This window comes from Bordetella tumbae (assembly GCF_054780995.1).
In genome coordinates this window covers 180,868-206,024 of record NZ_BAAGVG010000012.1, presented here as the reverse complement: position 1 = coordinate 206,024, position 25,157 = coordinate 180,868, and the positions used below count along the sequence as shown (strand labels likewise).

The following is a 25,157-nucleotide window of genomic DNA, read 5'->3' as shown; positions in this document are numbered from 1 at the left end:
ATTTCCTGTCAATAGGGGATTTCGATGCCGGCATCCGGGAAAAACGCCGATCAGCGTGCGACCGCCCATCATGCGGATGCCGTTGAATTTCATGTCGGCACCAATCTGCGAAAACTGCGCAAGCAAAAGGGAATGTCGCTCGAGAGCCTCGCTCAGGCGTCGGGAGTTTCCATGGGAATGATCAGCCAGGTCGAACGCGGTGTCGCCAACCCTTCAATGCGGCTGCTGACCTCGCTGCGCCGAGCGCTGAACATCAGCATGCAGGAATTGTTTGGCGAAACGAGAAACGAAGCGCTCAAGACAGGAGAGCCCTCTTTTGTGCGTCGCCGTGCACAGCGGCCAGTCATCGATCTGGGCATGCTGCACAAAGAACTCCTCACGCCGCCTGACCGGCAAAACCTGCAGATCATGATCCTGCGGCTTGAGCCTGGCGGGAAATCAGGCGGCCATGCCCTGAGCTATCCGGCAGAGAAAGGCGGCCTCGTCCTGTCAGGCAAGGTGGTTCTTACCGTCGATGATGAAGCCTCTGAGTTGGAGAGCGGCGATAGCTTCGTCTTTGACAGCAACCGGCCGCACTCCCTGCGCAATACCAGCGATGCTCCGACTGAGATTCTGTGGATCATCGGAGCAGTCCAGTTCGATCGTTTCCTCTAGCCCCCTATCCTGCACAAGGAGATTCTCCATGCAACAGCCTCCCCTCGCCGACAAGAGCACTCCCTATTGGTGGGAGGCCGCGCCGGTCCGACCGCTGCCGACACAACCGTTGGCCAAACAAGCCGATGTCGTGATCGTGGGTGCGGGCTACGCCGGGTTGACGGCGGGGTTGACGCTGGCGCGTGCGGGCCGTCGCGTCGTGGTGCTGGACAAGATGAATCCCGGCGAAGGCGCATCGTCGCGTAATGGCGGTATCACCAGCGGCAACATCCGATTGAGCTATGCCGAACTGGTACGGAAATATGGCGAGGCACGCGCCATGGCTATCGAGGCCGAGGGCAAGGCTGCGCGCGAATTCATCTACGACTTTATTCGCACTGAAAATCTGAATTGCGACTTCAGTTTGACCGGCCGCTTTTACGGCGCCATAGGCAAGGCGCAATACGAGACGATGGCCCGCAGTGCCGAAAAGCTGCAGAAAACGCTGGGAATCGAGTCCTATGCCATTCCGTATGCCGAACAGCGCCAGTATGTGGGCACCGACTACTATCGAGGTGGTTCGGTCCGCATGGATATAGGCGGGCTGCATCCCGGCAAATACCATGCAGAGATTCTGCGCGTGACACTGGCGGCCGGCGTTAGCGTGCATTCCGACACGGCAGTCAAATCCATCACGAATAATGGCGCGGGCTTTCGGGTCGAGACGTCGGCGGGCACCATCATTGGACGTCAGGTGCTGATCTGCACCAATGGCTATACCGATGGCGCCGATCCGTGGCTGCGGCGGCGCCTGGTCCCCGTACGCAGCCGTATTATCGCTACCGAGGAACTGCCCTCCGAACTGATGGCGCAGTTGATGCCACGCAGAATGATGTGCGGCGAAGGCAAGGTGCTTGGCTATTACTATCGTCCCTCGCCCGACGGAAAACACATCCTGCTGGGCGGTCGCGATGCATCGCAAAGCGGAGATCCAACGGCATCAACAGTGCAGTTGCGCGACGGATTGATCAATCTTTTCCCCGAGCTCGCGGATGTGAAACTCAGCCACAGCTGGTTTGGCAACGTCGCCATGCACCGCGACATGCTGCCTCGAATCTTTGAACACAATGGACTGACCTACGCCACGGGCTTTTGTGGCTCGGGCGTCGTGTGGGCTCCATGGATAGGCAGCCGTGCGGCGCACAAGCTATTGGCGGACGATCAACGGAAATCGGCTTTCGATTTCCGGCCTATCCCTGCCATTCCCCTCTACGCCGGTAAACCCTACTTTATGCCTGCACTCATCCAGGTCTATCGGCTGCAGGATCGCCTCGCGCTGGCTCGCGCCGAGCGCTGAATACGTTCTGTCTGCGCGACTCCAGCCTGGCACGTGCTCGGCGGCTTTGATTTCACAAGGATGTCTGATGGCCTTTCTCATGCTGTCCTATCCCGAACGCGTCGACGTATTTCGGCGTGCTTTCGCCCGTGATTTACCCAGCGTCCCCTTCTACAGCGACGCGACGCAGGTCGACCCACATGCGGTGCGATATCTGATGACCTGGACCTTTCCAGGCGATCTGGCTGACCGTTACCCGAATCTCGAAGTGATTTTTTCTGTGGGTGCGGGTATCGATCAGGTCGCCCAGACGCCGATCCCGCCTGGGGCAAAACTGGTGCGCATGATAGAGAGTGGCCTGACCAGTCTGATGCGAGACTATGTCGTGATGAGCGTCCTGGCGCTGCATCGCCGCCTGCCGACTTATCTGGAGCAACAGCGGCGCCATGAATGGATAAATCTCGATTTCGCCTGGGCAGATCAACGCCGTGTGTCGGTACTAGGCCTGGGTGAGCTTGGACGCGCATCGCTCGAGGCGCTCAAACCGTTCGGATTCCAACTCGCCGGCTGGAGCCGCAGCCCAAAAACCCTCGAAGGCATCCGCGCATATCATGGTCCCGATGGATTGCAGACCATGCTGGCCGCCACCGATATCCTCATCTGCCTGCTGCCACTCACCGACGAGACCACCCACATTTTGAACAGCGAACTCTTTGCGCAATTACCTCGCGGAGCCTCGCTCGTTCAAGTGGGTCGTGGCAAACACATGGACCAGGATGCACTATTGGCTGCGCTGGATAGCGGACAATTGGAGGCCGCGTTTGTCGACGTGACCGAACCCGAGCCGCTGCCCGCTGATCATCCGCTGTGGTCTCACGCGAAGGTCGTGCTGACGCCACATATTGCCGCACACACGCGCGCCGACAGCGCGGCCGCAGCGACGATCGTTAATATGCAACGGATACTGGCGGGTGAAAATCCTCATGGGCTCGTCGATCCTTTACGGGGATATTGACGCACTGACGAGGAGAAAAGCTGGCGGCGCGGGTCAAATGATGAGCCTGCATGATGCTGAGGCTCCGCGTCGCTATGACTTCATGGCATGACAAACGAACTAAAACGCCGGTTTACGCTGCCGCCAGGGCGCTGCCCGTTCGAGTTGAGCCGAGACGCTCAGTATCATGTCTTCGCGCCCGAAGCGTCCCACTAGTTGCGTAGCAACGGGCACGCCCTCTGCCGTGGCAAACAACGGCAGGCTGGCGGCAGGTTGGCCTGACGCATTGAATGCCGCCATAAAGGTCGCATACCTCGAGACCCTTTTACGCAGATCGAGAAACTCGCCGCGTTGCGTGGACAGCTCTCCGAGTTTCACAGGCAACTCGGTCAGTGCCGGCGTCAGAATCAGGTCAAAGTCACTCATGTAGGCTTCCATCGCGCGGCCGATGGCGTGCAAACGGTTCACGCTGGCGATGTATTCTTTCGCCATCAAGCGCTTGCCCTGTTCGTAGCCTGAGAGCATGATGGGCTCCAGATCGTCGCTTTGCAACGCTTTGCCCGTCAATGCCAGGCGCGTGTCCACCGCAAGCACAATATTGCTGGCCAGGATGCATGCATGCGCCAATACAAAGGCGTCATAATCGATGGCCGGTGGCGCCGAATCGATGACGGTATGCCCCAGGCTGCGCAGTAAGTCAGCGCTGTGCTGCACCGCATGCAATGGCTCTGACGAAATCGCGATATCGTTCCAGGCCGAACGCCATACGGCGATCCGCAGCGGCTTGATGGCCGACTCTGCCACCACATCCAGATAGGCCCCTGTCTTGGGAGGCGCCGCGTACGGCGCGCCAGGCTCGTAGCCGGAGATGGCATCCATGGCGGCGGCAGTGTCCCGCACGGTCACACTAAGCACGCCGTCGGTTGCCATGCCTCCCCATCCCTCGCCACGCAAAGGACCCATCGGTACGCGACCGCGGGATGCTTTTAAACCGTAAACGCCGCAGCACGCAGCCGGAATACGGATCGAACCGCCGCCATCACTACCATGAGCCACCGGGACGATACGTGCGGCCACTGCAGCCGCCGCACCGCCACTGGAGCCACCCGCCGAGCGGCTTCGGTCCCAGGGGTTGAGGGTGGGCCCACCGTTGACCACAGCCTCGGTCGTCGCCACCATGCAGAACTCCGGTACGGTAGTACGGGCGAACGCAATCAAGCCCGCCTGCTCGAAACGATCCGTGAGCGTGCCATTGCATTCGTAGGTCGTGTCGTTGAGCAGGCGCGAACCCACACTGGATGGAAACCGCGTAGACGGCAGCCCTGAATCCTTCAACAAAAAGGGAATACCGCCGAACGCTCCCCTCTGCAGCCAGGTGTTGGCCAACTCGATGGAGGTTTCATACTGCTCGTAGCGCAGCGCATTGAGTGTCTTTCCGCGACTACGCGCCAACTCCACAGCGCAGCGCATCAATTCGCCGGAGGAAATCTCCCCCGACTGAAGTCGAGCTGCCATGTCCAAACCGTCCAATGATTCATACTCGTCATGTTGCATATGCTGTAGGTTCCTCTGAAGAGCCGGCTCGGGAGAGATCCGGCTTGGACCACTGTTTACCGGGGATGGAGTCGATCAATCGACGCGTGTATGCGTGCTGCGGACGATAGAAAATATCGATGGCCCGCCCTTGCTCGACCAGCTCGCCCTGACGCATCACCGCAATGCGGTCGCAAATCTCGGCGGCGACACGCAAATCATGGGTAATAAACAAGACTGACAGATCGAACTGTCCGCTGACGGTCTTGAGCAGCTCCAGCACTTGTGCCTGAATGGACACATCCAGCGCCGATACCGCCTCGTCGGCCACGAGCAGCCGAGGGCGTAACGCCAATGCGCGGGCAATACCCACTCGTTGTCGCTGCCCGCCTGAAAACTGGTGTGGATAGCGATCGCCGGCATCCCCCCCCAGGCCTACGAGTTCAAGTAGTTCACGCGCGTTGGCCAACGCTTTGCGCCGTGACTCGCCAAATGCGATAGGACCTTGCGCCACGGCATCGACGATGCGATGGCGCGGATTCAATGAGGCATACGGATCCTGAAAAACCATCTGGATCTGGCGCCGATGCTCGCGCCATTGGCGGGCAGATAGGCCCACGAGTTCTCTCCCGTCGATCTTCACGCTGCCGCTGTCAGGAGTAATCAAGCCAGTGAGCGTGCGGCCCAGGGTGGACTTGCCCGATCCGGACTCACCGACCAGCCCCACTGTCTCGCCTTGCTGAATCGTCAGAGAGATATCGTCCAGCGCCAGTACCTGCCGTCCCTTGTCCGAACGAAAGGTCTTGCGCAATTGATCGATCACCATCAGCGGCGGCGCCACGGCTGCCTCCGCTTTGCCCAGAGGTTTATGCGGAACAGCAGCAATCAACTGGCGGGTATAGGCGGCTTGCGGCCGGTTCAGGATGTCGTCGGATGCGCCCTGCTCTACCACCTGGCCCTGCCGCATCACCACGATTCGATCAGCGATCTCCGCAACGACGCCAAAATCATGGGTGATAAAAATCACGCCTATGCCCATCCGCGCCTGGATGTCTTTGATCATGGCCAGAATCTGGGCCTGCGTGGTGACATCCAGCGCCGTGGTGGGCTCATCGGCGATGAGAATATCCGGCTCCATCGCCAGTGCCATCGCGATCACCGCACGCTGGCGCTGGCCGCCTGACAACTGGAATGGATAGGCATTCATCAACTTCTCAGGCTCGGGCAGCATGACGTCGCGAAACAGTTGCAATATCCTGGTGCGGCGCGCCTCGACAGATAGATCGGTATGGCGTTCGAGTACTTCGTCTACCTGACGGCCGATACGCATGATGGGGTTCAGTGCCGTCATAGGCTCCTGAAACACCATGCCAAATGACTTGCCTCGCAAGCCGTACCAGTCTTTCGGCGTCAATCCAACCAGTTCGCGGCCGCGATAAAGAATGCTGCCCGAATCGACCTGCAATTCGCCATCGGGCAACAGCCCCATCATGGCGTGCGCGGTCACGGATTTTCCTGAACCTGATTCACCGACCACGCACAGGATTTCGTTTCGGTTAACGGTATAGGACACGCCCTTCACGACGTGCGTCGAGGGTCCATTCTGCACGACAGAAATAGACAGATCGCGGATTTCCAGTAACGCTGTCATGAGCCGGCCCTTTTACGCGCCAGTTTGGGATTGAGCGCGTCGTTGAGCGCCTCACCCACCAAATTGAAAGCCAGCACCGTCATCAGGATGGCGACCCCTGGAAATACACTCATCCACCACGCATCGCGCAATACGCTGCGCGATGCCCCGATGATGTACCCCCATGTCATGGTGTTGGGATCACCCAGTCCCAGAAAACTCAGCGCCGACTCCAGCAAGATTGCGCTGGCGACCATCAACGAGCCGGACACGATGACGGGCGACAAGCTGTTGGGCAGTATCTGGGTCAGGATGATGCGCGTGTTGGACTGACCACTCAGGACTGCTGCCTCGACAAATTCGCGGTGTTTCATACTCATGAATTCGGCACGGACTAGCCGCGCCAGCGGTGGCCAGGATACGAGCGCAATCGCAAAGATCACCGTGCCGATGCTGGGGGTCAAAATAGCCACCAGCACGACAGCCAGGAAAAACCCTGGAATCGTCTGGAACAGCTCAATGAATCCGACGATGACTTGATCGACTTTGCCACCGTAGAAACCAGCGATAGCCCCGACTGTGATGCCGACCAGGACCGACACCGCTGTGGAGATCAACGCCAGCACCAATGTGACCCGGGCGCCATAGGCAATGCCGCTGGCGATGTCACGGCCCAGGGTATCGGTACCCAATAGAGCATCCTCGGACAAGGGAGGCATATACGGCGCGTTGACCATGTCCCATGGGCTGTCGGGAAATATCCAGCTGGCGCAAACGGCTAGCAGGCTGACCAGTGCCAGGACAGCCAAGCCCATCAGGCCGCCCTTGTTGCGGCAAAATGCGCGAAAGAAGCTCTTCATTTCAGCTCTATCCTGGGATCGACGATCGTGTAGAGAATGTCGGTCAGCAGATTGACAGCTACGACGACAATGGATGCAACGAAGAACACACCGAGCAACACGCTGTAGTCGCGTTGCACCAGGGCATCGAACGCCAATCGCCCTATGCCCGGCCAGGCGAACACGGTTTCAACAAGCAAAGACCCGCCTATCAGGTGCCCCGCCTGGATGCCCGCATAAGTGATGATGGGCAGCAAGGCATTGCGCAAGACGTGGCGCGTAATCACCGTGCGTTCCGCGAGCCCCTTGGCACGCGCCGTCTTCACAAAATCGAGCTGGCGAATCTCCAGCATGGACGCGCGGGTCAAGCGTGCATACACCGCCATGTAAAACATACCCAGCGTGATCGTCGGCAGGATCAAGTGGCGCGCAATGTCTGCGACACGTGCTAGCCCCGTCAGATTGGCACCCACGCTCTCGTAGCCAAAGGAAGGCAGCCACTGCAGTTGTACCGAAAACACCAGCACCAGCATCAACCCCACCCAAAATATCGGTGTAGCGTAGGCCAGCATGGCAAACGTCGTGATGATGGTATCGCCCCACTTGCCCACGCGTAATGCGGCCTGGATGCCCAGCCCGACTCCGGCAAGAAGCGCGAATGCAAACGACGTCAGCGCCAGCACCAGGGTTGCGGGTAAATGCGCCAGGATCAGTGTTGATACGGGGGTTTGCTGCCGATGGGAATAGCCCAGGTCAAACGTAGCCACGTCTTTGAGATAAGACCCGAGCTGTACCACCAAGGGCTTGTCCAGTCCAAAATCCTGGCGCAGCTTTTCGATGTATTCCGCGTCGGCTGCCCCGGACTGCCCTGCCAGAATCTCGGCAGGATCTCCCGGTGCGGCCCGAACGAGAAAGAAATTGAATATGGCGATCATGAAGAGCACCAAGAGACTCTTGACCACGCGCCTGCCCAGGAATGCGGCGATCTTGCTCATTCTTTCGACAACCAGGCATCGCTGTAGGTGTCGACTACGCCCAGGCCTGTAGTGATGGCGTCATGCACGCGCTTGTTCAAGACTGTGCCGTAATTGGTGTCCACCAGCCATACCAGCGGTACGTCCTCGACCAGAATTTTTTGCACCTCGGAGTAATACTGCTGCCGCTGCGCATCGTCGCCGGCTTTTGCGGCGAGGTTGAACAACTCGTCGACCTTCGGGTTGTTGTACTGGGACGTGTTGCTGAACATCACGCCCTTGCGTATGTTGGTACCCACATAGGTGCGCGCCACGCCGATGGCGGGATCGGCATACTGAAAGACGCCGTTGCCCGCCATGTCGTAGTCCCAGTTGCCGACACGCGACACCCATCCGCCTACGTCAGTGCTCTCGAGGTTCAACGCGATACCGACCTTGGACAAATTCTGTTTGATGTATTCGGCCACCCGCCGCGGCATCTCGCCATAAGGCAGCGGAATCATGCTGACGGTGACCCGCACGCCATCGCCGTTCGGTTTCAAGCCCATTTCATCGAGCAGAGCAATGGCCTTCTTGGGATCGTAGTCGTACTTCTTGACATTCGAATCATAGAAGCGCGTGTTGTGGTGGATCGGACCCGTGGCGGGTATCCCCTGGCCAACCATGATCTTTTCCGCGATGAACTTACGGTTGATCGCATACATCAATGCCTGGCGAAAACGCTTGTCGTTGAACGGTGCTTTCGCGTTGTTCAACTCGATCCATTGCATGGTTGACCAGTATTCGTAGCCCTTGTTGGTATGGGTCATGTTGGGCAGCTTCGCCACACGCGGCACATCCATCGGCTCCAGGTCTTGCAGCCAGGCTTGCATCACCGTGCCCTGCTCGATGGCCAATCGGCGCGAGGCGGCGTCGGGAATCACACGATAAGTAATACCGTCCAGGTACGGGCGACCGGCTTTCCAGTAATGCTCGTTCTTGACCAGCTCCACATACGAACCACGTTCCCATTTCTTGAACTTGAAGGGACCTGTGCCGATCGGATGCGCGTTATTCGGGTTTTGGCCGATGGGCGTGTCCACGTCGTATAGATGCTTGGGCAAAATGGCACCGCCACCGATATCAAGTCCATACAGGAACGCGGCGTAGGGTTCCTTTAACTTGAATACCACCGTGTTCGCATCGGGCGCCGTGATCGATTCGACGTTTTGCATCAGGCCACGGGTACGTGGTGTCTGGGACAACACTTTTTCATACGAAAACACGACGTCTGCCGAAGAAAACGGCTGGCCATCATGCCAGGTCACACCTTGCTGCAAATGGAAGGTATACGTCAGCTTGTCGTCGGAAATTTCCCAGGATTTAGCGAGGCTGGGCAATGGCTTCAGATCAAACGAATAGGTCAACAGGCTCTCGAAAATCTTGCCACCGACCATCTGCGTCCCAGCAACCTGCTGGAGTGCCAGGATGAGGCTGGGCGGCTCCGGATGCAAAATTGCCGTGAGTACGCCACCGGACTGCGGCGTTTCGGCGGCGTGCGCGGGCAGTTGTACCAGCATAGCGGCAGCGGCTAACGCAAACCCGCATTTGACAATGGCCCGACGGACCTGACTGACCAGTTTCATCCTGTTCTCCATGAAACACGTGGATTAACGGAAAGCATCAACTGCGCTTGGGTTCGACCCCGCACCACTCGTTTAGAAAGAGCGCAAACGTCTTGGCAACGCGCAGCATGCTCTGCACGCTGACGCTTTCATTGAACCCGTGATAGTTGCGCGAGACCGGTCCATAGCAAGTGACCGGCACATCCGCCATGAAATGGAAATGCCGGCCGTCAGTCGTGCCGGTCGATGCTACCGATTCAGGCAACTCCCCCGCTACCTGCCGGTGCAAATCTGCCAACAGGCGCAATGCTGGCACGGCCAGGTCATATTCGCACCCAGGCGCATGAAAACCTTCGTAGCGAATGATGAACTGGGTGTCGGGCTGTGCCACCTCTTGTTCGACTTGGCGTACGCACGCCTCGATACGCGCCTTCGCCGTTTCGACATGCATGTCTGGATAGCACGACAAGCGCAAGCCCAGCGTGCAGACACTGGGCACCGACGAGTTCCAATCGCCGGCATGGATCTGGCCGAGATTAAAGTTGATCGGGTGCGCGTGATCTCGATATGCAGGATGACGATTCTCGGGCAGATTCCATTCATGCTCGATTTTCTTGACCGCATCCACGACGCGCATGCCCAGATCCACTGGATTGATTCCCGTCGTCATCAGAGACGCGTGAGCCGGCTTGCCGATGATATCTACATACATCCAGAACACGCCCACCTGAGCCGACATCAGGGCTTCCTGCGTGGGCTCAGGAATCAACACCGCGTCGAACGAGCTGAGTTTGGCGACGCCCACCGCGCTTTTCAGCGCAGATATCGTGGCCAGCGTGCCATTGCCGGTGTTTTCTTCTTCGAGCACGCCGTTAAAGCCGACGAGCGCGGCGGGTTGCATGCCTAGATCCTGGAGTGCTTTGAATGCAGCCAGCGAACACACGATGCCCGCCTTCATGTCTCCCGCGCCTCGGCCATAGAGCCAGCCGTCATGCAGGCTGCCTTTAAACGGCGACTCTGCCCAGAGATGCTCCGGTCCCGTGGGAACGACATCCAAGTGGCCGTTGAAAAGCACGGACCGCCCAATATTGTTCGCCGGTTCATGGCATGCCAGCACATTGAAACGCCCGCCATCTGGGCAGCAAGCCGGCGAATAGAGGGGCAATCCCTCGATGTCTTCGGTACGCAGCGCGATGCGCTCGCTTTGCAGTCCGAGCGCTGCCAATTCGATCTCGAGGAACTCGGCAGCGGGGATCTCCTGGCCTGGCAGGCTGCGACATTGCACGAAACGCGACAAGGTGTCGGTCATGTAGTGCTCCAACCGGTCGACTGCTGCTTCGATGTCCTGTGCGGACAACTTTTGCGCCTGGACTTCGTTCATTTCACCTCCATGATTTTGTCGGTAAAATACAAGTATCAAATATTGATACTTACGTGCCTATTAATGACATCTTAGGATCGTATATAAAACCGGGCAAGATCTTTGGAATGAGAGATTTCCCTAACATCGGCAGTGGTACGACAATCGCTACCGTGTCAGCAGGAGGCAAATAATGAGCAGTGTGGATACTCGATTCAATCAGTCCGTGGCCAAGGCATTCGACATCCTTGAAGCGTTCAGCGTAAAACCCGGCATATTGAGCTTGAACGAGCTGGTGGAGATTTCAAATCTGGATCGCAACTCGACGTTGCGTATGCTGCATACATTGGTGGCATTGGGCTATCTCGAACGTGGCCCCAACCAACGCGGCTACACATTGGGCAAGAAAATCCTGCACCGGACGTTCGACTATCTGCGCGGCAACCCGTTGATCGAGCGTGCCAATCCGGTGTTGATCGAACTGCAGCAAGAGTCCGGCGAAGGGGTGGACCTGAGCCTGCCCAATGATCTGAACATTGTGTACGCACTGCGTCGGCAAACTCGGCGCCGCTACTATTTCGCGACCTTGGTCGGACGCACTATGCCGATGTACCGAGCATGCGCGGGCCGCGCCATCATGGCGCACTTGCCCGACGAGCAGGTCGATGACATCTTGACGCGTTCCGACCTTGTGGCCGCCACGCCGCATACCCTCACCGAGCCGCGCGCCATTTGGAAAAAAATCTCACAGGCCCGTCAAGACGGTTTTGCCATGACCGTACAAGAATCGTTGCTGGGTGAACTCGCCGTGTCGTCGGCTGTGCTGGACCTCGCGGGTCATCCCATCGCGGCGATTCACATTTACGGCCTGCTGTCGCAATGGAAGCCAGAGGATTTCGCCCAACGCTATGGGCCTTTGGTCATCAATGCGGCACAGGCGCTGAGTAAGCAATGAGACCGGCGATAAGCGCCGAATCTACCGACTGGAAGTCATTCGGCGCAACACCCCATCGCGCAGCACATAGTGATGGAACAGCGCCGAGAGTGCGTGCCCGACCGTCAACACAATAATGGTCCAGGCCACGTAGTAGTGCAGGCCACCAATGAACTGGCGCTGTTCATGATCGATCGCAATCAATGTGGGGATGGAGAACAGCCCAAAGAACGTAAAAGACTCGCCCTGGGCCCAGCGAAACAAAAACCCCAACACAATCTGCGCAGCCAGCAACAAATAGAACACGCCATGCACAGTCGCCGCGGCGCTTTGCATCAGGCCGCTCGAGGCAGGCGGCAAGCGCCGGCCCAGCGACACTCGCCACAGCATGCGCAGCACGAACACGACTGCAAACAGCAAACCAAAAGAAATATGGAGCCATTGCAACAGGCGCCGCACCGGCGTGCCTTTGGGCAGAAATTCCCAGATTTCTGCCAAGGCAAAAAGCCCCACCACCAAAAATACCGTCGCCCAATGAAAGAAGATCGTCAAACGATCATAGTGACAGGTTTTCGGGTCGTTCAAGGTAGTTGCTGAAGTCGCCACGTCGCACGCTCGCTGGTAGTGAATGGAGAAAATCCGAAGCCCCTAGCGTAAATAGGGACAGCTTACAAACCCCTGACTTCTGAACGCAGTAACTACTCGTTGATCCAGTTCTGGGTATCCCTCACGAACCATGGGAGATTTAGTCTTTCACCCTCACCCGACTGAATTGTCAGCCGGGGTTTCGGCGCAACATGTACGGTATCGCCGTCCTTTGCGGTATAGGTGTATTCCGGCGGCGATTCACCTCGTACCTCGGGAGGCTCGAACGCGGTATTGGCGCATGAGGCTAGCAACGCACTCATTATCGCCAGCGGGACTCGCGATGAGGCTAAACGATGGATAGGCATGATGCTGGCGGCTCCAAGTAGCTATGCCGCCAAGCATAGCAAATCTGTCAGCTCTTATTCAGGCCACCGATCGATTGAATTACAGTCCGCCATTTTTGAGTCTCAGAATCGACCAGTTGCGTCAATGCGTCAGGCGTTGAACCGACGGGTGTGGCGCTCAGGTCCTTGAGCTGGGCCTGCACATCCGGCTGTGCGACCACCTCATGCAAAGCACCGCTCAGGGCGTCGACCATAGGACGCGGCATACCGGCGGGGCCGAATACCGCGTTCCATGTCCATGTCTCGTAGCCGGGCACCCCGGATTCCGCCATCGTGGGCAAATCAGGAAAAGACGCTACCCTCTCGCTCGTGGTCACCGCGAGCGCGCGTACCGAACCTGCGCGTATATGCGAGGCTGCGCCGCTCAATACGTCGAACAGAATCGGAATATGGCCTGCGATGAGATCGGTCATTGCCGGGCCGCCGCCCTTGTACGGCACGTGGGCCATCTGCAATCCCATCATCGATTTGAACAGCTCGCCAGACAGATGCGGCGGTGTTCCCACGCCCGACGAGCCATAGCTGAACTGATTCGGATGCGCCTTTATCAAGGCGATCAACTCTCGTACGTTGTTGGCTTTGACCGACTTGTTTACTAGCAGCACGTTGGGCACTGTGACGACCAGCGACACGGGCGTGAAATCGGTCTGAGCACGGTATGGCAACTGCTGCCCCATAGACAGCGGATTGATCACATGCGTAGCGATGGTGCCCATCAATAAGGTATGGCCGTCAGGCGTAGCACGGGCCACTTTCGCCGCACCGATTGCGCCGCCACCTCCGGATAAATTCTCCACCACCACGGTGCGTTGGATACGATCCCCGAGTCGTTGCGTCACGAGACGGGAAACCACATCGGTGGCTCCTCCTGCGGCAAAAGGGACCACCAGGTTAATAGGCCCCTTTGGTAGTGCTGTGTCAGAGGACCTCGCCAGAACTGGCGATGCAACCAGCCCGAACATCGCCGTAACCCCAGCCTGCAACAGTTGGCGGCGTGATGGGTTCTGCATGGTGCTGTCTCCTTTTTTTGGTATCGGTAATAGACGCATCCCATGACAGAAACCGAAAGGATCAGGATGCCGGAGTTGAGATAGTAGAAATCAATTCGTTAATCCTTCAAATAGAATTTTGGCATCGATGGATCACAATTATTGATCGTCTGTTGAGCACTTCCATCGCTCAACAGACAGGAGTAAACGTTCGACACCGTTGGTCAGACTCTGCTTTGCCGGGACGGCAATACGAGCGGCAGGTAGCGCTTAGTCCACGCGGGCGCCCGACGCTTGGACCAACCGCTTCCACAGCACGACTTCGTCTTTCAAGAACGCCTGAAATTGAGCGGAGGTGCTGCCGACCGGCTCCGAGCCTTGGTCTTCGATCAATTTTTTGGTCTCAGGATTCGATACCGCCTTGACGATCGCCTTAGACAGGGTATCAACCACCGCTGGAGGTGTCCCCGCCGGAGCGAAGATTCCATTCCAGGTCCCCACGTCGAACCCTGGAAAGACCGTCGCAATCGGCGGCACATCGGGGACCTGAGGCGCCGGCTTTGACGTCGTAAGCCCCAGGGCTTTCACCTTGCCGCTGCGAATGAACGAAAGCGCATCGATCAACGGTGCAAACATGATCTGGATGTTTCCGCCCACTAGATCCGTCACCGCCGGAGCGGCGCCCTTATAGGGAACATGAGTCATCTTCACACCAGCCATCTGCTCGAACATCACGCCCGCCAGATGTTGCGACGTCCCCGACCCGCCCGAACCATAGTTCAGTTTGCCAGGATTGGCTTTGGCATACTTGACCAAGTCCTCGATACTATTTTCCGCGAGTGACTTATTGGCAATCAGTACCAATGGCGTGTGCACAATCTGCGAGATTGGGATGAAATCCTTTTCGATATCGAACGGCAGCGTTTTAAATAGCGAGATGTTGGCGATAGATGTACTGGTGCCCATGAACAGGATGTAGCCGTCCGGCGCAGAGCGTGCCACATAGTCACCTGCGATATTGCCACTGGCACCGGCCTTGTTTTCCACGACAACCGGCTGATTTAACTCGCCAGTCAGCTTGCTGGCCAGGATTCTCGTCACAATATCGGTACTGCCGCCCGGAGCGAACGGCACGACAATATTGATACGCCGATCAGGGAAACTGTCCGCGGCCAAAACAGACGCGGACAGCGCCAGACATAGCAATCCCGCCACGTATCGCATCGTATTTTTTTTCATGTTGTCTCCTCGAGGTTTTACACACTACGTATGGCGCGTATCAGCTCAGTACAGCGACCTTCATTCTTTCGATAAGCGCGAAATCAATATCGGCCCCTAGCCCGGGCCCGGTGGGTGCATACACATATCCGTCGGCATCTGCCTCGATGTCCGTTGCGAGACCGTATTTCTGCGCCCCGTCAGGCAGCAGCACCTCGAAGAACTCCGTGTTCTTCAGTGCCATGATGACGTGCAGACCTGCCACGTTGTTCAGTGAATTCCCGCCATGGTGAACTTCGTAATTCATCCGGAACGATTCAGCCAGGTGCGCGGTCTTCATCATGTTGGTGATGCCGCCCTTCAATGCGACATCACCACGCAGAAAATCCGTAGCGCTCTGCAACACCCATGGCGCATAAGCATCCAACCCCACAGCGGGAAACTCTGTCGCCATGATCGGGATGTGTACCTGCTGTTTTAGTTTTACATAGTTGTAAATGTCAGCATCATGCAAAGGATCTTCGTACCAGTAGTAGTTCAAGTCCTGAATCGCGCGCCCAACGCGCACGGCTTCGGGGTATTGATAACTCCAGGCTGCATCCAACATGACGAGGTAGTCGTCACCGACGGCTTTGCGAACCGCCTCGCAGACTTTGATGTCTTCCTGCCAAGGATGTGGTGGATGAATTTTGTAGGCGGCCCAGTTCAACGACTGATAGTGTTGCGCCTCCTCTGCATAGGCCTGTGGCGAATCCAGAATCATCGAGCTGGCGTATGCCTTGACCTTATCCCGATAGGAACCGAGCAGGCGATGGATGGGTAAATTGGCAACCTTGCCCGCGATGTCCCACAAGGCAACATCGCAAGCACCGATGGTGCGTACCGTCGTGGTACGCGAACGACGCCAGAGCGCATGAAACAGCCGCTCACGATCCAATGGATCCTGCCCCATCAAGATGGGCTTCAAATACTTGATCAAGTTCGGGCCGTCGAGATCAGCGCCGTAGTAGGCAGATCCTAGAAACGCGTGGCCCGTGACACCTTCGTCCGTTTTAATCTCCAGCAATCCGATTTTGCTGGATCCGGCGAATTTTCCCGTATGGGCGGCATAACTGGTCGGCGGAATATCGTTCCAGGCAAACAGCGTAAGCGAAACGTCCGTTATTTTCATTGTTTCCTCTCGTGTTGGGTAAAGTGGGGCCGGCCAATGGCCGGAAATCGAACTATGCGGCGTGGCAATTACACATAGGCTGGGCCCTCAATGACGGGATGAGCCAGCAAAAATGATTCATCCACCTCTACGCCCAAGCCCGGCTTGTCACTGGGATAAACACATCCGTCCTGGTCAAGCAGATCGGGGCGAGAGGTCAGCTGATCGCGAAACAGGTTTTCGCGCGCAACGTCTGCCTCGAAATAGCCGCCGTTATCGATTGAAGCCAGGAGGTGAATACTGGCTGCCATGTTCAATCCGCTGGCAGAGGTGTGAGGGCAAATTGGCAATTTCCACGCCGAAGCCAAGGCCGCGATTCGCAAGCCCTCGGTCAAACCCCCGGTCTTGGACAGGTCCGGCTGCAGAATCCCTACCGCCTCGTCTTCGATCAATCGATTGAACTCAAAGCGCGTGTAGTGATTTTCACCGGCAGCTAAGGGCACCGAGACCAACTGCCGTGCCTCGCGATAAGCACGGTAGTCCTGAGGCGCAAAGGGTTCCTCTAGCCACAACACCTTGTGATCACTCAGGGCCGCAGCCACATTGCGTACATCATCCAAGGTGTAGTTCACATTGGCATCGACCATAATGCCAATGTCGGCGCCAAAAGCCTGCCGTACCGCACTGAGCCGCTCTATATCACGTGACACCGTGTCGCCAAAGCGCAATTTGATGGCGCGATAGCCCTGCCCTACTAGATTGGAGACCTCATCCACCAATTGCTGTGGAGGTTGAAATCCCAGAGAAATGCCTCCTGCATAGGCCGCAATCGCCCGCGCCGAACCACCCAGCAATCGGTATAGCGGCCATCCCACCGCCTTGCCACGGATATCCCATAGGGCCATATCGAGTCCACTCATGGCCAAAGCGGCCGCTGTGCCCATTCCGTGACTGGCCAACTGGCGCTGATGTATACGTGACCATACCCCCACGACATCTGTCGCAGACATACCGCACACCAATTGGCGTAGGGTGGTCTTGATCAACTGTCCGATCGCCCCGGGACAACGTCCATGGTGCGACTCGCCCCACCCGACCAATCCGTTCTCGGTCGTCACCTTCACAATGACACAATCCCGTTTGACTGCCCGGCCAATCCCCAGTGTCACGCCCGCCGTCACCGGAAAAGAAGTCGGAAACGCTTGAACGTCGACAATACGCAATTCGTCAGGGATACTCATGCCAGTGTCTCCGCCATTTTTCGCCGGCGCTCCCAGATATCCGGATTCACGAGGTGGTCGGGGCGATCTCCGCGCATCAGTTGCAGAATCTGCCGCGCCGTACCGATACTCATGCTCGCTGTGCTTTCTTCGGTCAGGCCAGCGATGTGCGGGGTGAGCAATGCGTTATCGACATCAAGCAGCGCATGATCGGACGCCAACGGTTGCTGCCCATAGACATCCAGTGCCGCGCCTTTAATCCGCCGGGCACGCAGCGCATCCATCAGCGCCTCTTCATCCACAATAGGGCCCCGTGCGGCGTTGACCAACACCGCCTCGGCCCGCATCCGCCCCAACCGCTCGGCGTTTAAAAGGCCTTTAGTCTGGTCGGTCAGTGGACAACACAGCACGACAAAGTCACTTTCGCCGAGTAATGCCTCCAGCGTCGCCGGCACGATGTAATCAGGGACGCCCGCATAGGTCGGCTGATGGCCCAACACACGCATGTCGAATCCGAAATGACAGAGGCGCGCTAATTTTTGGCCCACAGTTCCCAAGCCGATGATCCCTACCGTTTTTCCGGCGATCTCTGCTGCGCCTGCGGTGAGCCTTCTACCGGCCTCCCAACCTCGCTCTCGAAAGCACCGGCCTATGCGATCGACCCCACGCGCCAAACTCAACATGCTGGAAATGCAGTATTCCGCGACGGCTTGGGCATTAGCACCCGGAACATTTGCGACCGGGATACCCAAGACGGAAGCTTCGGCAACCGGTATGAAATCAAGTCCCGTGCCATGTCGTATCACGCCTTTCAGACGGTCGCCATGGACGAAGACTCCAGACGGCAGCTTGGTGCGCACAACCAAAAAGTCAGCATGCGGCAATAACCTGGCAAAGGCATCACCCGATGTGTCGGGCATGACGGTGATGTCAGCGTGGCCTGCTAATAACGCAATACCCGCCGGGTGCATGGGGAGCGTACATAAGACGTTCATCACTGTGCTCCTGAGAGGTGGGCCGGACCGTCCGCCCATGGCGAGAAGTCGGCCGGTATCAAGATTTTGTTTTGCTGAGTCATGACCAACGGCTGCACTTTGGCCGCGTAGGCTTTCCAGGCTGGATCGGCCAAGAGCCGCGCGCGCCGCGCGCCACGGTCCTCAAAGCTCTCATAAGCCCATAGATGCACGACCTGATTCAACTCACCCATGTCGGAGGTGAAATACCCCACCAGGTGCCCGAGTATCGGGCGCTGTATTGCAAGACCTTCCGCCTGATACATCGCAACGTACTGCGCCGCCTTGGCGCAATAACAGGTGTAGATGCGTTCCTCGACAATCATCGATAAACCTCTCAATAAGTGGGTGCCACGATCCGGCCAGGAAAATCGAACAGCTCGATTTAAATACTATAGCTATAGTCCTATATAGGACTAGAATTCTAGTACTCTTGATCTGTGTGTCAAGCGGTTTTTTTGAACTGCCGAGACGTGCCTTAACATCCAGCTCCCGGATAAACTAAGCCTATGACTGCATCCGCTCATACCCCACCCCCTCTCCTGCATCTAACAGGTGTCAACGGACTTCCCAAGTACCTGCAACTGAGAGACGCGTTGATTTCAGCCATTGATGAGGGCCGATGGGTACCCGGCGATAAGCTTCCGGCGGAGGATGTGCTTGCAGAGATGTCCGGACTGAGCTTAGGTACAGTTCAGCGATCATTGCGCATGCTGGTAGAAGAAGGCCGGCTACTGCGGCGTCATGGTTCAGGCACTTTCGTGGCTGAGAAGCAAGCACCTCTTGGTGGACCTTTTCAGCATTTCCGTTTTCTTGACGATAGCGCAGAGGGCTTGTTGCCGATCTACACCAAGGTGGTTCGGCGCTTTGCGGTCAACACGGCCGGCCCATGGGACGCCTGGTTGAGCAGTGACCGCTTGATCTGCATAGACCGGATATTTTCAATCAATAAGGAATTTGACGCCTATGTGCAGATTTATTTCTGTGGCCGTCGATTTCCCGAGTTGAATCAAGTGGACACCAAGGCACTTACCGGCGTCAGCTTCAAGGATCTCATTTCCCGCCGCTATCACCAGCCGACGAGCAGCTACACACAAAAAATGCGGATCTGTGCGTTTCCCGACGCTATCTGCAAAGCAATCAAGCAGCCCGCGGGCACAACAGGTGCACTGATGGAGATTGTCGCGCACGATGCGCGCGGGGACGCTATCTACTTACAACACGTGTATCTGCCGCCTAATGGGCGCCAGCTTCTGATTCAGCCATAGAGCGGTGGCTGAGCAACGACGGTAACCTGAAGGCGCTGCTTAGCAGCGCCACAAACCGAAAAGGGCCTACAGAGAAAACTCTGTAGGCCCTCGGTATTGCTGGTCGGGACGGCGGGATTCGAACTCGCGACCCCTTGCACCCCATGCAAGTGCGCTACCAGGCTGCGCTACGCCCCGAAAGAAAAAGAGTATAGCAGAGATAAAAAAAGCCTGCATCGAAATGCAGGCTTTTTTTTAGGAAAAATGCGAAATTTTTTTAGTGCTTTGCGATACAGATAAGACCTCAGGCGTGCCCACCTGATTGCCCGCTTGACGCGGTTGCTGCAGCGCCACCCGATGAGGAATTCAACGCCTCTGCCAGCATGGTTGAGATGTTGCCCAACTCGGTACGCAACGACTGGAGCTCTGCCCCACTCAACCGCACTGCCGCGTCTTGATCATGTGGTGTATCGCGGGTATCGCCGAGACGATTGCGCGCACCGCTGATCGTGAAGCCTTGTTCGTACAGCAAGGAACGGATACGGCGTATCAGCAGGACTTCGTGGTGCTGGTAATAGCGGCGGTTGCCACGACGCTTTACCGGACTGAGTTGCGTGAATTCCTGTTCCCAGTAACGCAGCACGTGAGGCTTGACGAGACATAGATCGCTGACCTCACCGATGGTGAAGTAGCGTTTGGCGGGAATGGGCGGAAGCGCAACGGTGGGTTCGGGACGAGTCATGGATTGATTTTATGCCGTGATGGACGTTAAGCCGATAACAATTGCCGACAAAGCGTATCACTCCTCGTTGGAGTCCGCATCCGCCGGCTCGGTCTGTTCGACCACGCTTTTCAATTTTTGACTGGCGTGAAACGTAACCACGCGCCGTGCGGCGATGGGGATCGTCTCGCCCGTCTTGGGGTTGCGCCCAGGACGGGGAGGTTTGTTGCGCACCTGAAAATTGCCAAATCCCGATAGCTTGACGGCGTCTCCGCGAGCCAGGGCGTCGCGGATTTCCTCGAAGAATGTATCGACGATGTCTTTGGCTTCGCGCTTGTTCAGGCCGACTCGCTCGAACAGCAGTTCGGCGAGTTCGGCTTTGGTCAAGGTACGCGGCTCAGCAAGCATAGAGGTTCCCATGATCAAGTGCGTTGACGCGCGCCGTGTGCACCGATGAGCGCCTGAGTGATGCGGGCCAGGCAGTCGGCAACACGGGCTTCGTCCAGCGTGACTTCAGTGTCTTGTAGCCAGAAACGGAAAGCAAGACTTTTCTCGGTGACAGGCTTGCCGTCTTGGGGCTTGTCGCGCCATACATCGAACAGGCGCGTGTCTTGCACCACAGCCAATGTAGCATCTGCTGCGATGGTTGCGGCAACGGTGTCCAGCATCGCCTGGGCGCTGACGGGCAAATCGACCCACAACGCCAAGTCGCGAACGACGACAGGCTGACGCGATAGCTCGCGCACCTGGGGCAATTGCCCCTGCGACAGCGCCTGGACGTCGAGTTCGAACACGACGGGGGCATGCGCCAGGTCGGCCTGTTGCGCCCAACGGGGGTGCAATTCACCGATCCAACCCACAGGCTGGCCATCAAGATCGATGCGAGCGCTACGGCCGGGATGCAATGCGGGATGCGTGACAGCCTCGAAGCGCAATTCGCTGGCACGCGCACCGAACAAGGCCTCTACGTCCATTTTGACGTCGTAGAAATCGACCTGACGAGTCGGCGTGCCCCACTGTTCCTCGACGGCCGGGCCCCAGGCTGCGCCCGACAGGCGCAAGGGCTGGCGTACACCGGCCACATCGAGCGGACCGTCCTGGTGCGCCGAGTCGCGCAGGAATACGCGGCCCAGCTCAAAGACGCGCACGCGTGATTGTTTGCGATTGGCGTTGTAGCGGATGTTGGCGACCAGACCCGCGATCAGACTGGAACGCATGACCGACAGATGGCTGGCGATCGGGTTGAGCAGGCGCACAGGCTCGTTGTTGCCTGCGTAGTCACGTTCCCAATCGGCCTCGACGAAGCTGTAATTGACGACCTCTTGGTAGTCTTGGGCCGCAGCCATGCGACGCAGCGTATGCGGGCCGCGGCGCTGTTCGGGCTGCGAAAACATCTGCGCGCGCGCGATAGGCGGCACATCGGGCAGGCGCTCGAAACCGTAGATGCGTGCGACCTCTTCGATGAGGTCTTCTTCGATCTCGAGATCGAAGCGATACGAAGGCGGCTCGACAATGAAGTCGTCGCCTTCGACCTGGAACTGCAGACCGAGGCTATTGAAAATCTGCGCGACTTCGGCTTGAGGCACGGGGACGCCCAACACGCGATGGCAGCGCGACAGGCGCATGCGTACGGGTTGGCGCGTGGGCAGATTGACGATCTGGTCGTCTGCGGGGCCGGCCTGACCGCCGCAGATGTCGATGATCAGGCGCGAGATGAATTCCAGATGCTCGGGAATGCTGGCGTAGTCGACACCGCGTTCGAAACGATGGCTGGCCTCGGAGCTGAACTTGTAGCGGCGTGCGCGACCAGCGATGGCCTCGGGCCACCAGAACGCGGCCTCGAGATAGATGTTGGTCGTATCCAGCGTGACGGAGGTCGCCTCGCCGCCCATGATGCCGGCCAGGCTTTCAACCTGGTCACCCGCCACGACGACGCCGACTTTGGGGTTGAGCTCGACGGTTTGGCCGTTGAGCAATTCGAGGGTCTCGCCCTCGCGTGCCCAACGTACGTCGATATCGCCGCCGATCTTGTCCAGGTCAAAGACGTGGGACGGACGGCCCAGCTCGAGCATGACGTAGTTGGAGATATCCACCAGCGCCGAGATCGAACGCTGCCCTGCCCGCTCGAGGCGGTTTTTCATCCAGGCGGGCGTCGCGGCACGGGCATTGACGTCGCGGATCACCCGGCCTGCGAAACGGCCGCACAGGTCCGGCGCGGACACGGTCACGGGCAGGCGATCCTGCAAGGTGACCGGCACGGCGACCGCGGTGGGGACCGACAGCGGAGCGCCGGTCAGGGCCGCGACCTCGCGTGCGACGCCGAGGATCGACAGGCAATCGGCACGGTTGGGCGTGAGTTTCAGGGTAAAGAGCGTGTCGTCCAGGTCCAATGCCTCGCGGATCGACTGGCCCGGGGTCAAGTCGCCGGGCAACTCGAGCAGGCCGGCGTGATCCTGGGACAGGCCCAGTTCGCGAGCGGAACACAGCATGCCGGCGGACGGCACGCCGCGCATTTTGGCGACACCGATTTTCATGCCGCCGGGCAGTTCGGCGCCGACACGGGCCAGGGGCACGGTGAGGCCTTGGGCGGCATTGGGGGCACCGCATACGATCTGCAGCAGCTCGCCCGAGCCGTCGTCAACCTGGCAGACACGCAGCTTGTCGGCGTCGGGATGCGGCGCGATCGAGACGATGTGCGCAACGACCACGCCGGTGAAAGGCGGCGCAGCGGTGGTGGTTTCTTCGACTTCCAGGCCGGCCATGGTGAGCCGATGGGCCAGTTCGTCGGTAGTGATCGCGGGGTTAACCAGGGCACGTAGCCAAGATTCAGGAAATTGCATGATCAGCCGTCGGTTATACGTTGAACTGGCGCAGGAAGCGCAGGTCGCCTTCGTAGAATTGGCGCAGGTCGTTGACGCCGTAGCGCAACATCGTCAAGCGCTCGAGGCCGGAGCCGAACGCAAAGCCGATGTAACGCTCGGGATCCAGGCCGAAGTTGCGCACGACTTGCGGGTGCACTTGGCCCGAGCCAGAGATTTCCAGCCAGCGGCCACGGTTGGGGCCCGACGTGAACATCATGTCGATCTCGGCCGAAGGCTCGGTGAACGGGAAGAACGACGGGCGGAATCGCACGACCAGATCGTCGCTCTCGAAAAAGCGGCGCAGGAAATCGGTGTAGACGCCTTTCAGGTCGGCAAAGGAGATGTCCTCGGCGATCCAGAGGCCCTCGACCTGGTGGAACATGGGCGAGTGCGTGGCGTCGCTGTCGACGCGGTACGTACGGCCCGGGGCGATGACCTTGATGGGAGGCTTGTTCATGCGGGCATAGCGCACCTGCATGGGGCTGGTGTGCGTGCGCAGCAACAGCGGCAAACCATCACCGTCTTGCAGATCGACGTAGAACGTGTCCTGCATGGATCGCGCGGGATGATCCAGGGGGTTGTTCAGTGCCGTGAAGTTGGTCCAGTCGTTTTCGATTTCGGGGCCGTCGGCCACGTCGAAACCGATGGAGCGGAAGATTTCTTCGACGCGTTCCCAACTGCGAGCCACAGGATGTATGCCCCCCATTGAACGGCCACGGCCGGGCAAGGTGACATCGATGGTTTCAGAAGCAAGGCGAGCATCGAGCTCGGCCTGAGCCAGTTCAGCACGACGCTGGTTCAGCAGGGCTTCGATCTGCTGTTTGGCTTGATTGATGCGACCGCCCATTTCGCGTTTTTGCTCGGGGTCGAGCTTACCCAAACCCTTGAGCAACGCGGTCAGTGCGCCCTCTTTGCCCAGAAAACGCGCTTTGGCATTTTCCAGAGCCGCGGCGTCGGTGGCCTCGGCGAATCGTTCTTGGGCCTGGGAGACCAGGTCTTCAGCCAATAGAGTCATGGAGTCAGTGCCATAAAATGCGCCCCACGCCGCGCCTGGCGGCTTGCTGCCCCCGGGGGAGCTGTTTTGCCTTGGGGCGGCCCGGCGGCAAAACGCAACTAAGCCTCGATCAAGAGGCATTTTGCCTAAAAGTAGAGCTCGATGGGCGTATCCGCCTCGATACTGCACCTGCAGGCTTGCTGCCCCACTCGGGGTGTTTTGTCTAAGAACAGCCCCAGACAAAACGCAAACGGGGCCAAAAAGCCCCGTTTGCAGCGATGCGCGATGCGATCAGCGCACGTTAGGCAGCCAACGCTGCCTTGGCCTGTTGCACGATGGCGGCAAAGCCAGCCTTGTCGCGCACAGCCAGATCGGCCAGAACCTTGCGGTCGAGTTCGATCGAAGCCTTTTTCAGGCCGGCGATGAACACGCTGTAGCTCAGACCCTGCTCACGCACAGCGGCGTTGATACGGGTGATCCACAGGGCGCGGAACGTGCGCTTTTTGTTGCGGCGATCGCGATAGGCGTATTGGCCAGCACGCATGACCGCCTGTTTGGCGATGCGGAATACATTACCGCGGCGGCCACGGTAACCCTTAGCAGCGGAGATGACTTTTTTGTGACGAGCACGGGCAGTAACGCCGCGTTTAACGCGAGGCATAGTAGATCTCCTTTATCAAGCGAAAGGCATCATGGCTTTCACGGAAGCCACGTTGGTTTCATGGACCGCAGCCGAACCGCGCAGTTGGCGCTTGTTCTTGGTGGTCTTCTTGGTCAGGATGTGGCGCTTGAAAGCCTGGCCACGCTTGATCGATCCGCTGCCGCGAACCTGAAAGCGCTTGGATGCGCTTTTCTTGGTTTTCATCTTGGGCATGATGATTCCTACGTTGTTAATTTAATATGGACACACAGGTG

25 protein-coding genes and 1 tRNA gene are annotated in these 25,157 nt (G+C 58.2%); 5 read left to right on the top strand and 21 right to left on the bottom strand.

Annotated elements, in window-relative coordinates; genetic code table 11:
• Window positions 1–24: 24 nt before the first annotated feature.
• The 3 genes from ACYVI2_RS11530 to ACYVI2_RS11520 all read left to right on the top strand — a co-directional run bounded on the left by ACYVI2_RS11530 (window position 25) and on the right by ACYVI2_RS11520 (window position 2,984).
• Window positions 25–654, top strand: coding sequence for a cupin domain-containing protein (locus ACYVI2_RS11530; protein WP_415820681.1), 630 nt, complete (start codon window positions 25–27; stop codon window positions 652–654).
• A gap of 28 nt (window positions 655–682) precedes the next feature.
• Entirely contained in the window at window positions 683–1,990 is a 1,308-nt protein-coding gene (locus ACYVI2_RS11525; protein ID WP_415820680.1) for an NAD(P)/FAD-dependent oxidoreductase, read from the top strand.
• Window positions 1,991–2,057: 67 nt separating this feature from the next.
• A complete protein-coding gene (locus ACYVI2_RS11520) occupies window positions 2,058–2,984 on the top strand; it encodes a 2-hydroxyacid dehydrogenase (RefSeq protein ID WP_415820679.1) in 927 nt (308 codons plus the stop codon).
• A 99-nt stretch (window positions 2,985–3,083) separates the two neighbouring features.
• Here the strand turns inward: ACYVI2_RS11520 and ACYVI2_RS11515 are convergent, their stop codons facing one another.
• Genes ACYVI2_RS11515 through ACYVI2_RS11490 form a run of 6 tightly spaced genes read right to left on the bottom strand, consistent with a single transcriptional unit; the run spans window position 3,084 to window position 10,924 of the window.
• Window positions 3,084–4,478, bottom strand: a complete 1,395-nt coding sequence (locus ACYVI2_RS11515; protein ID WP_415820678.1) for an amidase — start codon at window positions 4,476–4,478, stop codon at window positions 3,084–3,086.
• 28 nt (window positions 4,479–4,506) lie between these two features.
• Window positions 4,507–6,147 carry an ABC transporter ATP-binding protein gene (locus ACYVI2_RS11510; RefSeq protein ID WP_415820677.1) on the bottom strand — a complete coding sequence of 547 codons (1,641 nt, stop codon included), beginning with the start codon at window positions 6,145–6,147 and terminating at the stop codon, window positions 4,507–4,509.
• Window positions 6,144–6,986: an ABC transporter permease gene (locus ACYVI2_RS11505; protein WP_415820676.1), complete on the bottom strand. Its 843-nt coding sequence runs from the start codon at window positions 6,984–6,986 to the stop codon at window positions 6,144–6,146. The genes ACYVI2_RS11510 and ACYVI2_RS11505 overlap by 4 nt, the downstream gene beginning before the upstream one ends.
• Window positions 6,983–7,960: an ABC transporter permease gene (locus tag ACYVI2_RS11500; RefSeq protein WP_415820675.1), complete on the bottom strand. Its 978-nt coding sequence runs from the start codon at window positions 7,958–7,960 to the stop codon at window positions 6,983–6,985. The genes ACYVI2_RS11505 and ACYVI2_RS11500 overlap by 4 nt, the downstream gene beginning before the upstream one ends.
• Window positions 7,957–9,564, bottom strand: coding sequence for an ABC transporter substrate-binding protein (locus ACYVI2_RS11495; RefSeq protein WP_415820674.1), 1,608 nt, complete (start codon window positions 9,562–9,564; stop codon window positions 7,957–7,959). Before ACYVI2_RS11495 ends, ACYVI2_RS11500 begins: the two co-directional genes overlap by 4 nt.
• A 37-nt stretch (window positions 9,565–9,601) precedes the next feature.
• Window positions 9,602–10,924 carry an ArgE/DapE family deacylase gene (locus ACYVI2_RS11490; RefSeq protein ID WP_415820673.1) on the bottom strand — a complete coding sequence of 441 codons (1,323 nt, stop codon included), beginning with the start codon at window positions 10,922–10,924 and terminating at the stop codon, window positions 9,602–9,604.
• 172 nt (window positions 10,925–11,096) lie between these two features.
• Between ACYVI2_RS11490 and ACYVI2_RS11485 the strand changes: the two genes are divergently transcribed.
• Window positions 11,097–11,858: an IclR family transcriptional regulator gene (locus ACYVI2_RS11485; protein ID WP_415820672.1), complete on the top strand. Its 762-nt coding sequence runs from the start codon at window positions 11,097–11,099 to the stop codon at window positions 11,856–11,858.
• A gap of 21 nt (window positions 11,859–11,879) precedes the next feature.
• On the opposite strand, the gene ACYVI2_RS11480 is transcribed toward ACYVI2_RS11485, so the two are convergent.
• From ACYVI2_RS11480 to ACYVI2_RS11445, 8 genes are all read right to left on the bottom strand, one after another.
• A complete protein-coding gene (locus ACYVI2_RS11480; protein ID WP_415820671.1) occupies window positions 11,880–12,422 on the bottom strand; it encodes a cytochrome b in 543 nt (180 codons plus the stop codon).
• A gap of 113 nt (window positions 12,423–12,535) precedes the next feature.
• Window positions 12,536–12,790 (bottom strand): hypothetical protein, encoded by a 255-nt coding sequence (locus ACYVI2_RS11475; protein ID WP_415820670.1) that lies wholly within the window; start codon window positions 12,788–12,790, stop codon window positions 12,536–12,538.
• Between the two features lie 47 nt (window positions 12,791–12,837).
• Complete coding sequence (locus ACYVI2_RS11470; protein ID WP_415820669.1) at window positions 12,838–13,839, bottom strand: Bug family tripartite tricarboxylate transporter substrate binding protein; 1,002 nt, start codon at window positions 13,837–13,839, stop codon at window positions 12,838–12,840.
• A 249-nt stretch (window positions 13,840–14,088) separates the two neighbouring features.
• Window positions 14,089–15,057 carry a Bug family tripartite tricarboxylate transporter substrate binding protein gene (locus ACYVI2_RS11465; protein ID WP_415820668.1) on the bottom strand — a complete coding sequence of 323 codons (969 nt, stop codon included), beginning with the start codon at window positions 15,055–15,057 and terminating at the stop codon, window positions 14,089–14,091.
• Between the two features lie 40 nt (window positions 15,058–15,097).
• Window positions 15,098–16,207 carry an enolase C-terminal domain-like protein gene (locus ACYVI2_RS11460; RefSeq protein WP_415820667.1) on the bottom strand — a complete coding sequence of 370 codons (1,110 nt, stop codon included), beginning with the start codon at window positions 16,205–16,207 and terminating at the stop codon, window positions 15,098–15,100.
• 68 nt (window positions 16,208–16,275) lie between these two features.
• Window positions 16,276–17,427 (bottom strand): mandelate racemase/muconate lactonizing enzyme family protein, encoded by a 1,152-nt coding sequence (locus tag ACYVI2_RS11455; RefSeq protein WP_415820666.1) that lies wholly within the window; start codon window positions 17,425–17,427, stop codon window positions 16,276–16,278.
• Entirely contained in the window at window positions 17,424–18,401 is a 978-nt protein-coding gene (locus ACYVI2_RS11450; protein WP_415820665.1) for an NAD(P)-dependent oxidoreductase, read from the bottom strand. The genes ACYVI2_RS11455 and ACYVI2_RS11450 overlap by 4 nt, the downstream gene beginning before the upstream one ends.
• Entirely contained in the window at window positions 18,401–18,745 is a 345-nt protein-coding gene (locus ACYVI2_RS11445; protein ID WP_415820664.1) for an NIPSNAP family protein, read from the bottom strand. The genes ACYVI2_RS11450 and ACYVI2_RS11445 overlap by 1 nt, the downstream gene beginning before the upstream one ends.
• Before the next feature lie 183 nt (window positions 18,746–18,928).
• Between ACYVI2_RS11445 and ACYVI2_RS11440 the strand changes: the two genes are divergently transcribed.
• Window positions 18,929–19,687 (top strand): GntR family transcriptional regulator, encoded by a 759-nt coding sequence (locus tag ACYVI2_RS11440; RefSeq protein WP_415820663.1) that lies wholly within the window; start codon window positions 18,929–18,931, stop codon window positions 19,685–19,687.
• A 100-nt stretch (window positions 19,688–19,787) separates the two neighbouring features.
• Here the strand turns inward: ACYVI2_RS11440 and ACYVI2_RS11435 are convergent.
• From ACYVI2_RS11435 to rpmI, 7 genes are all read right to left on the bottom strand, one after another.
• Window positions 19,788–19,864 (bottom strand) — tRNA-Pro (locus tag ACYVI2_RS11435).
• A 106-nt stretch (window positions 19,865–19,970) separates the two neighbouring features.
• Window positions 19,971–20,408: a MerR family transcriptional regulator gene (locus ACYVI2_RS11430; RefSeq protein WP_415820662.1), complete on the bottom strand. Its 438-nt coding sequence runs from the start codon at window positions 20,406–20,408 to the stop codon at window positions 19,971–19,973.
• A gap of 57 nt (window positions 20,409–20,465) precedes the next feature.
• On the bottom strand, window positions 20,466–20,807 hold the full coding sequence (locus ACYVI2_RS11425) for an integration host factor subunit alpha (RefSeq protein WP_415820661.1): 342 nt from the start codon (window positions 20,805–20,807) through the stop codon (window positions 20,466–20,468).
• A 2-nt stretch (window positions 20,808–20,809) separates the two neighbouring features.
• On the bottom strand, window positions 20,810–23,227 hold the full coding sequence (gene pheT, locus ACYVI2_RS11420) for a phenylalanine--tRNA ligase subunit beta (protein ID WP_415820660.1): 2,418 nt from the start codon (window positions 23,225–23,227) through the stop codon (window positions 20,810–20,812).
• Window positions 23,228–23,240: 13 nt separating this feature from the next.
• On the bottom strand, window positions 23,241–24,263 hold the full coding sequence (pheS, locus tag ACYVI2_RS11415) for a phenylalanine--tRNA ligase subunit alpha (RefSeq protein ID WP_415820658.1): 1,023 nt from the start codon (window positions 24,261–24,263) through the stop codon (window positions 23,241–23,243).
• Window positions 24,264–24,543: 280 nt separating this feature from the next.
• Complete coding sequence (gene rplT, locus ACYVI2_RS11410) at window positions 24,544–24,903, bottom strand: 50S ribosomal protein L20 (RefSeq protein WP_415820656.1); 360 nt, start codon at window positions 24,901–24,903, stop codon at window positions 24,544–24,546.
• 15 nt (window positions 24,904–24,918) lie between these two features.
• Entirely contained in the window at window positions 24,919–25,116 is a 198-nt protein-coding gene (gene rpmI / locus ACYVI2_RS11405; protein ID WP_012249552.1) for a 50S ribosomal protein L35, read from the bottom strand.
• Window positions 25,117–25,157 lie beyond the last annotated feature (41 nt).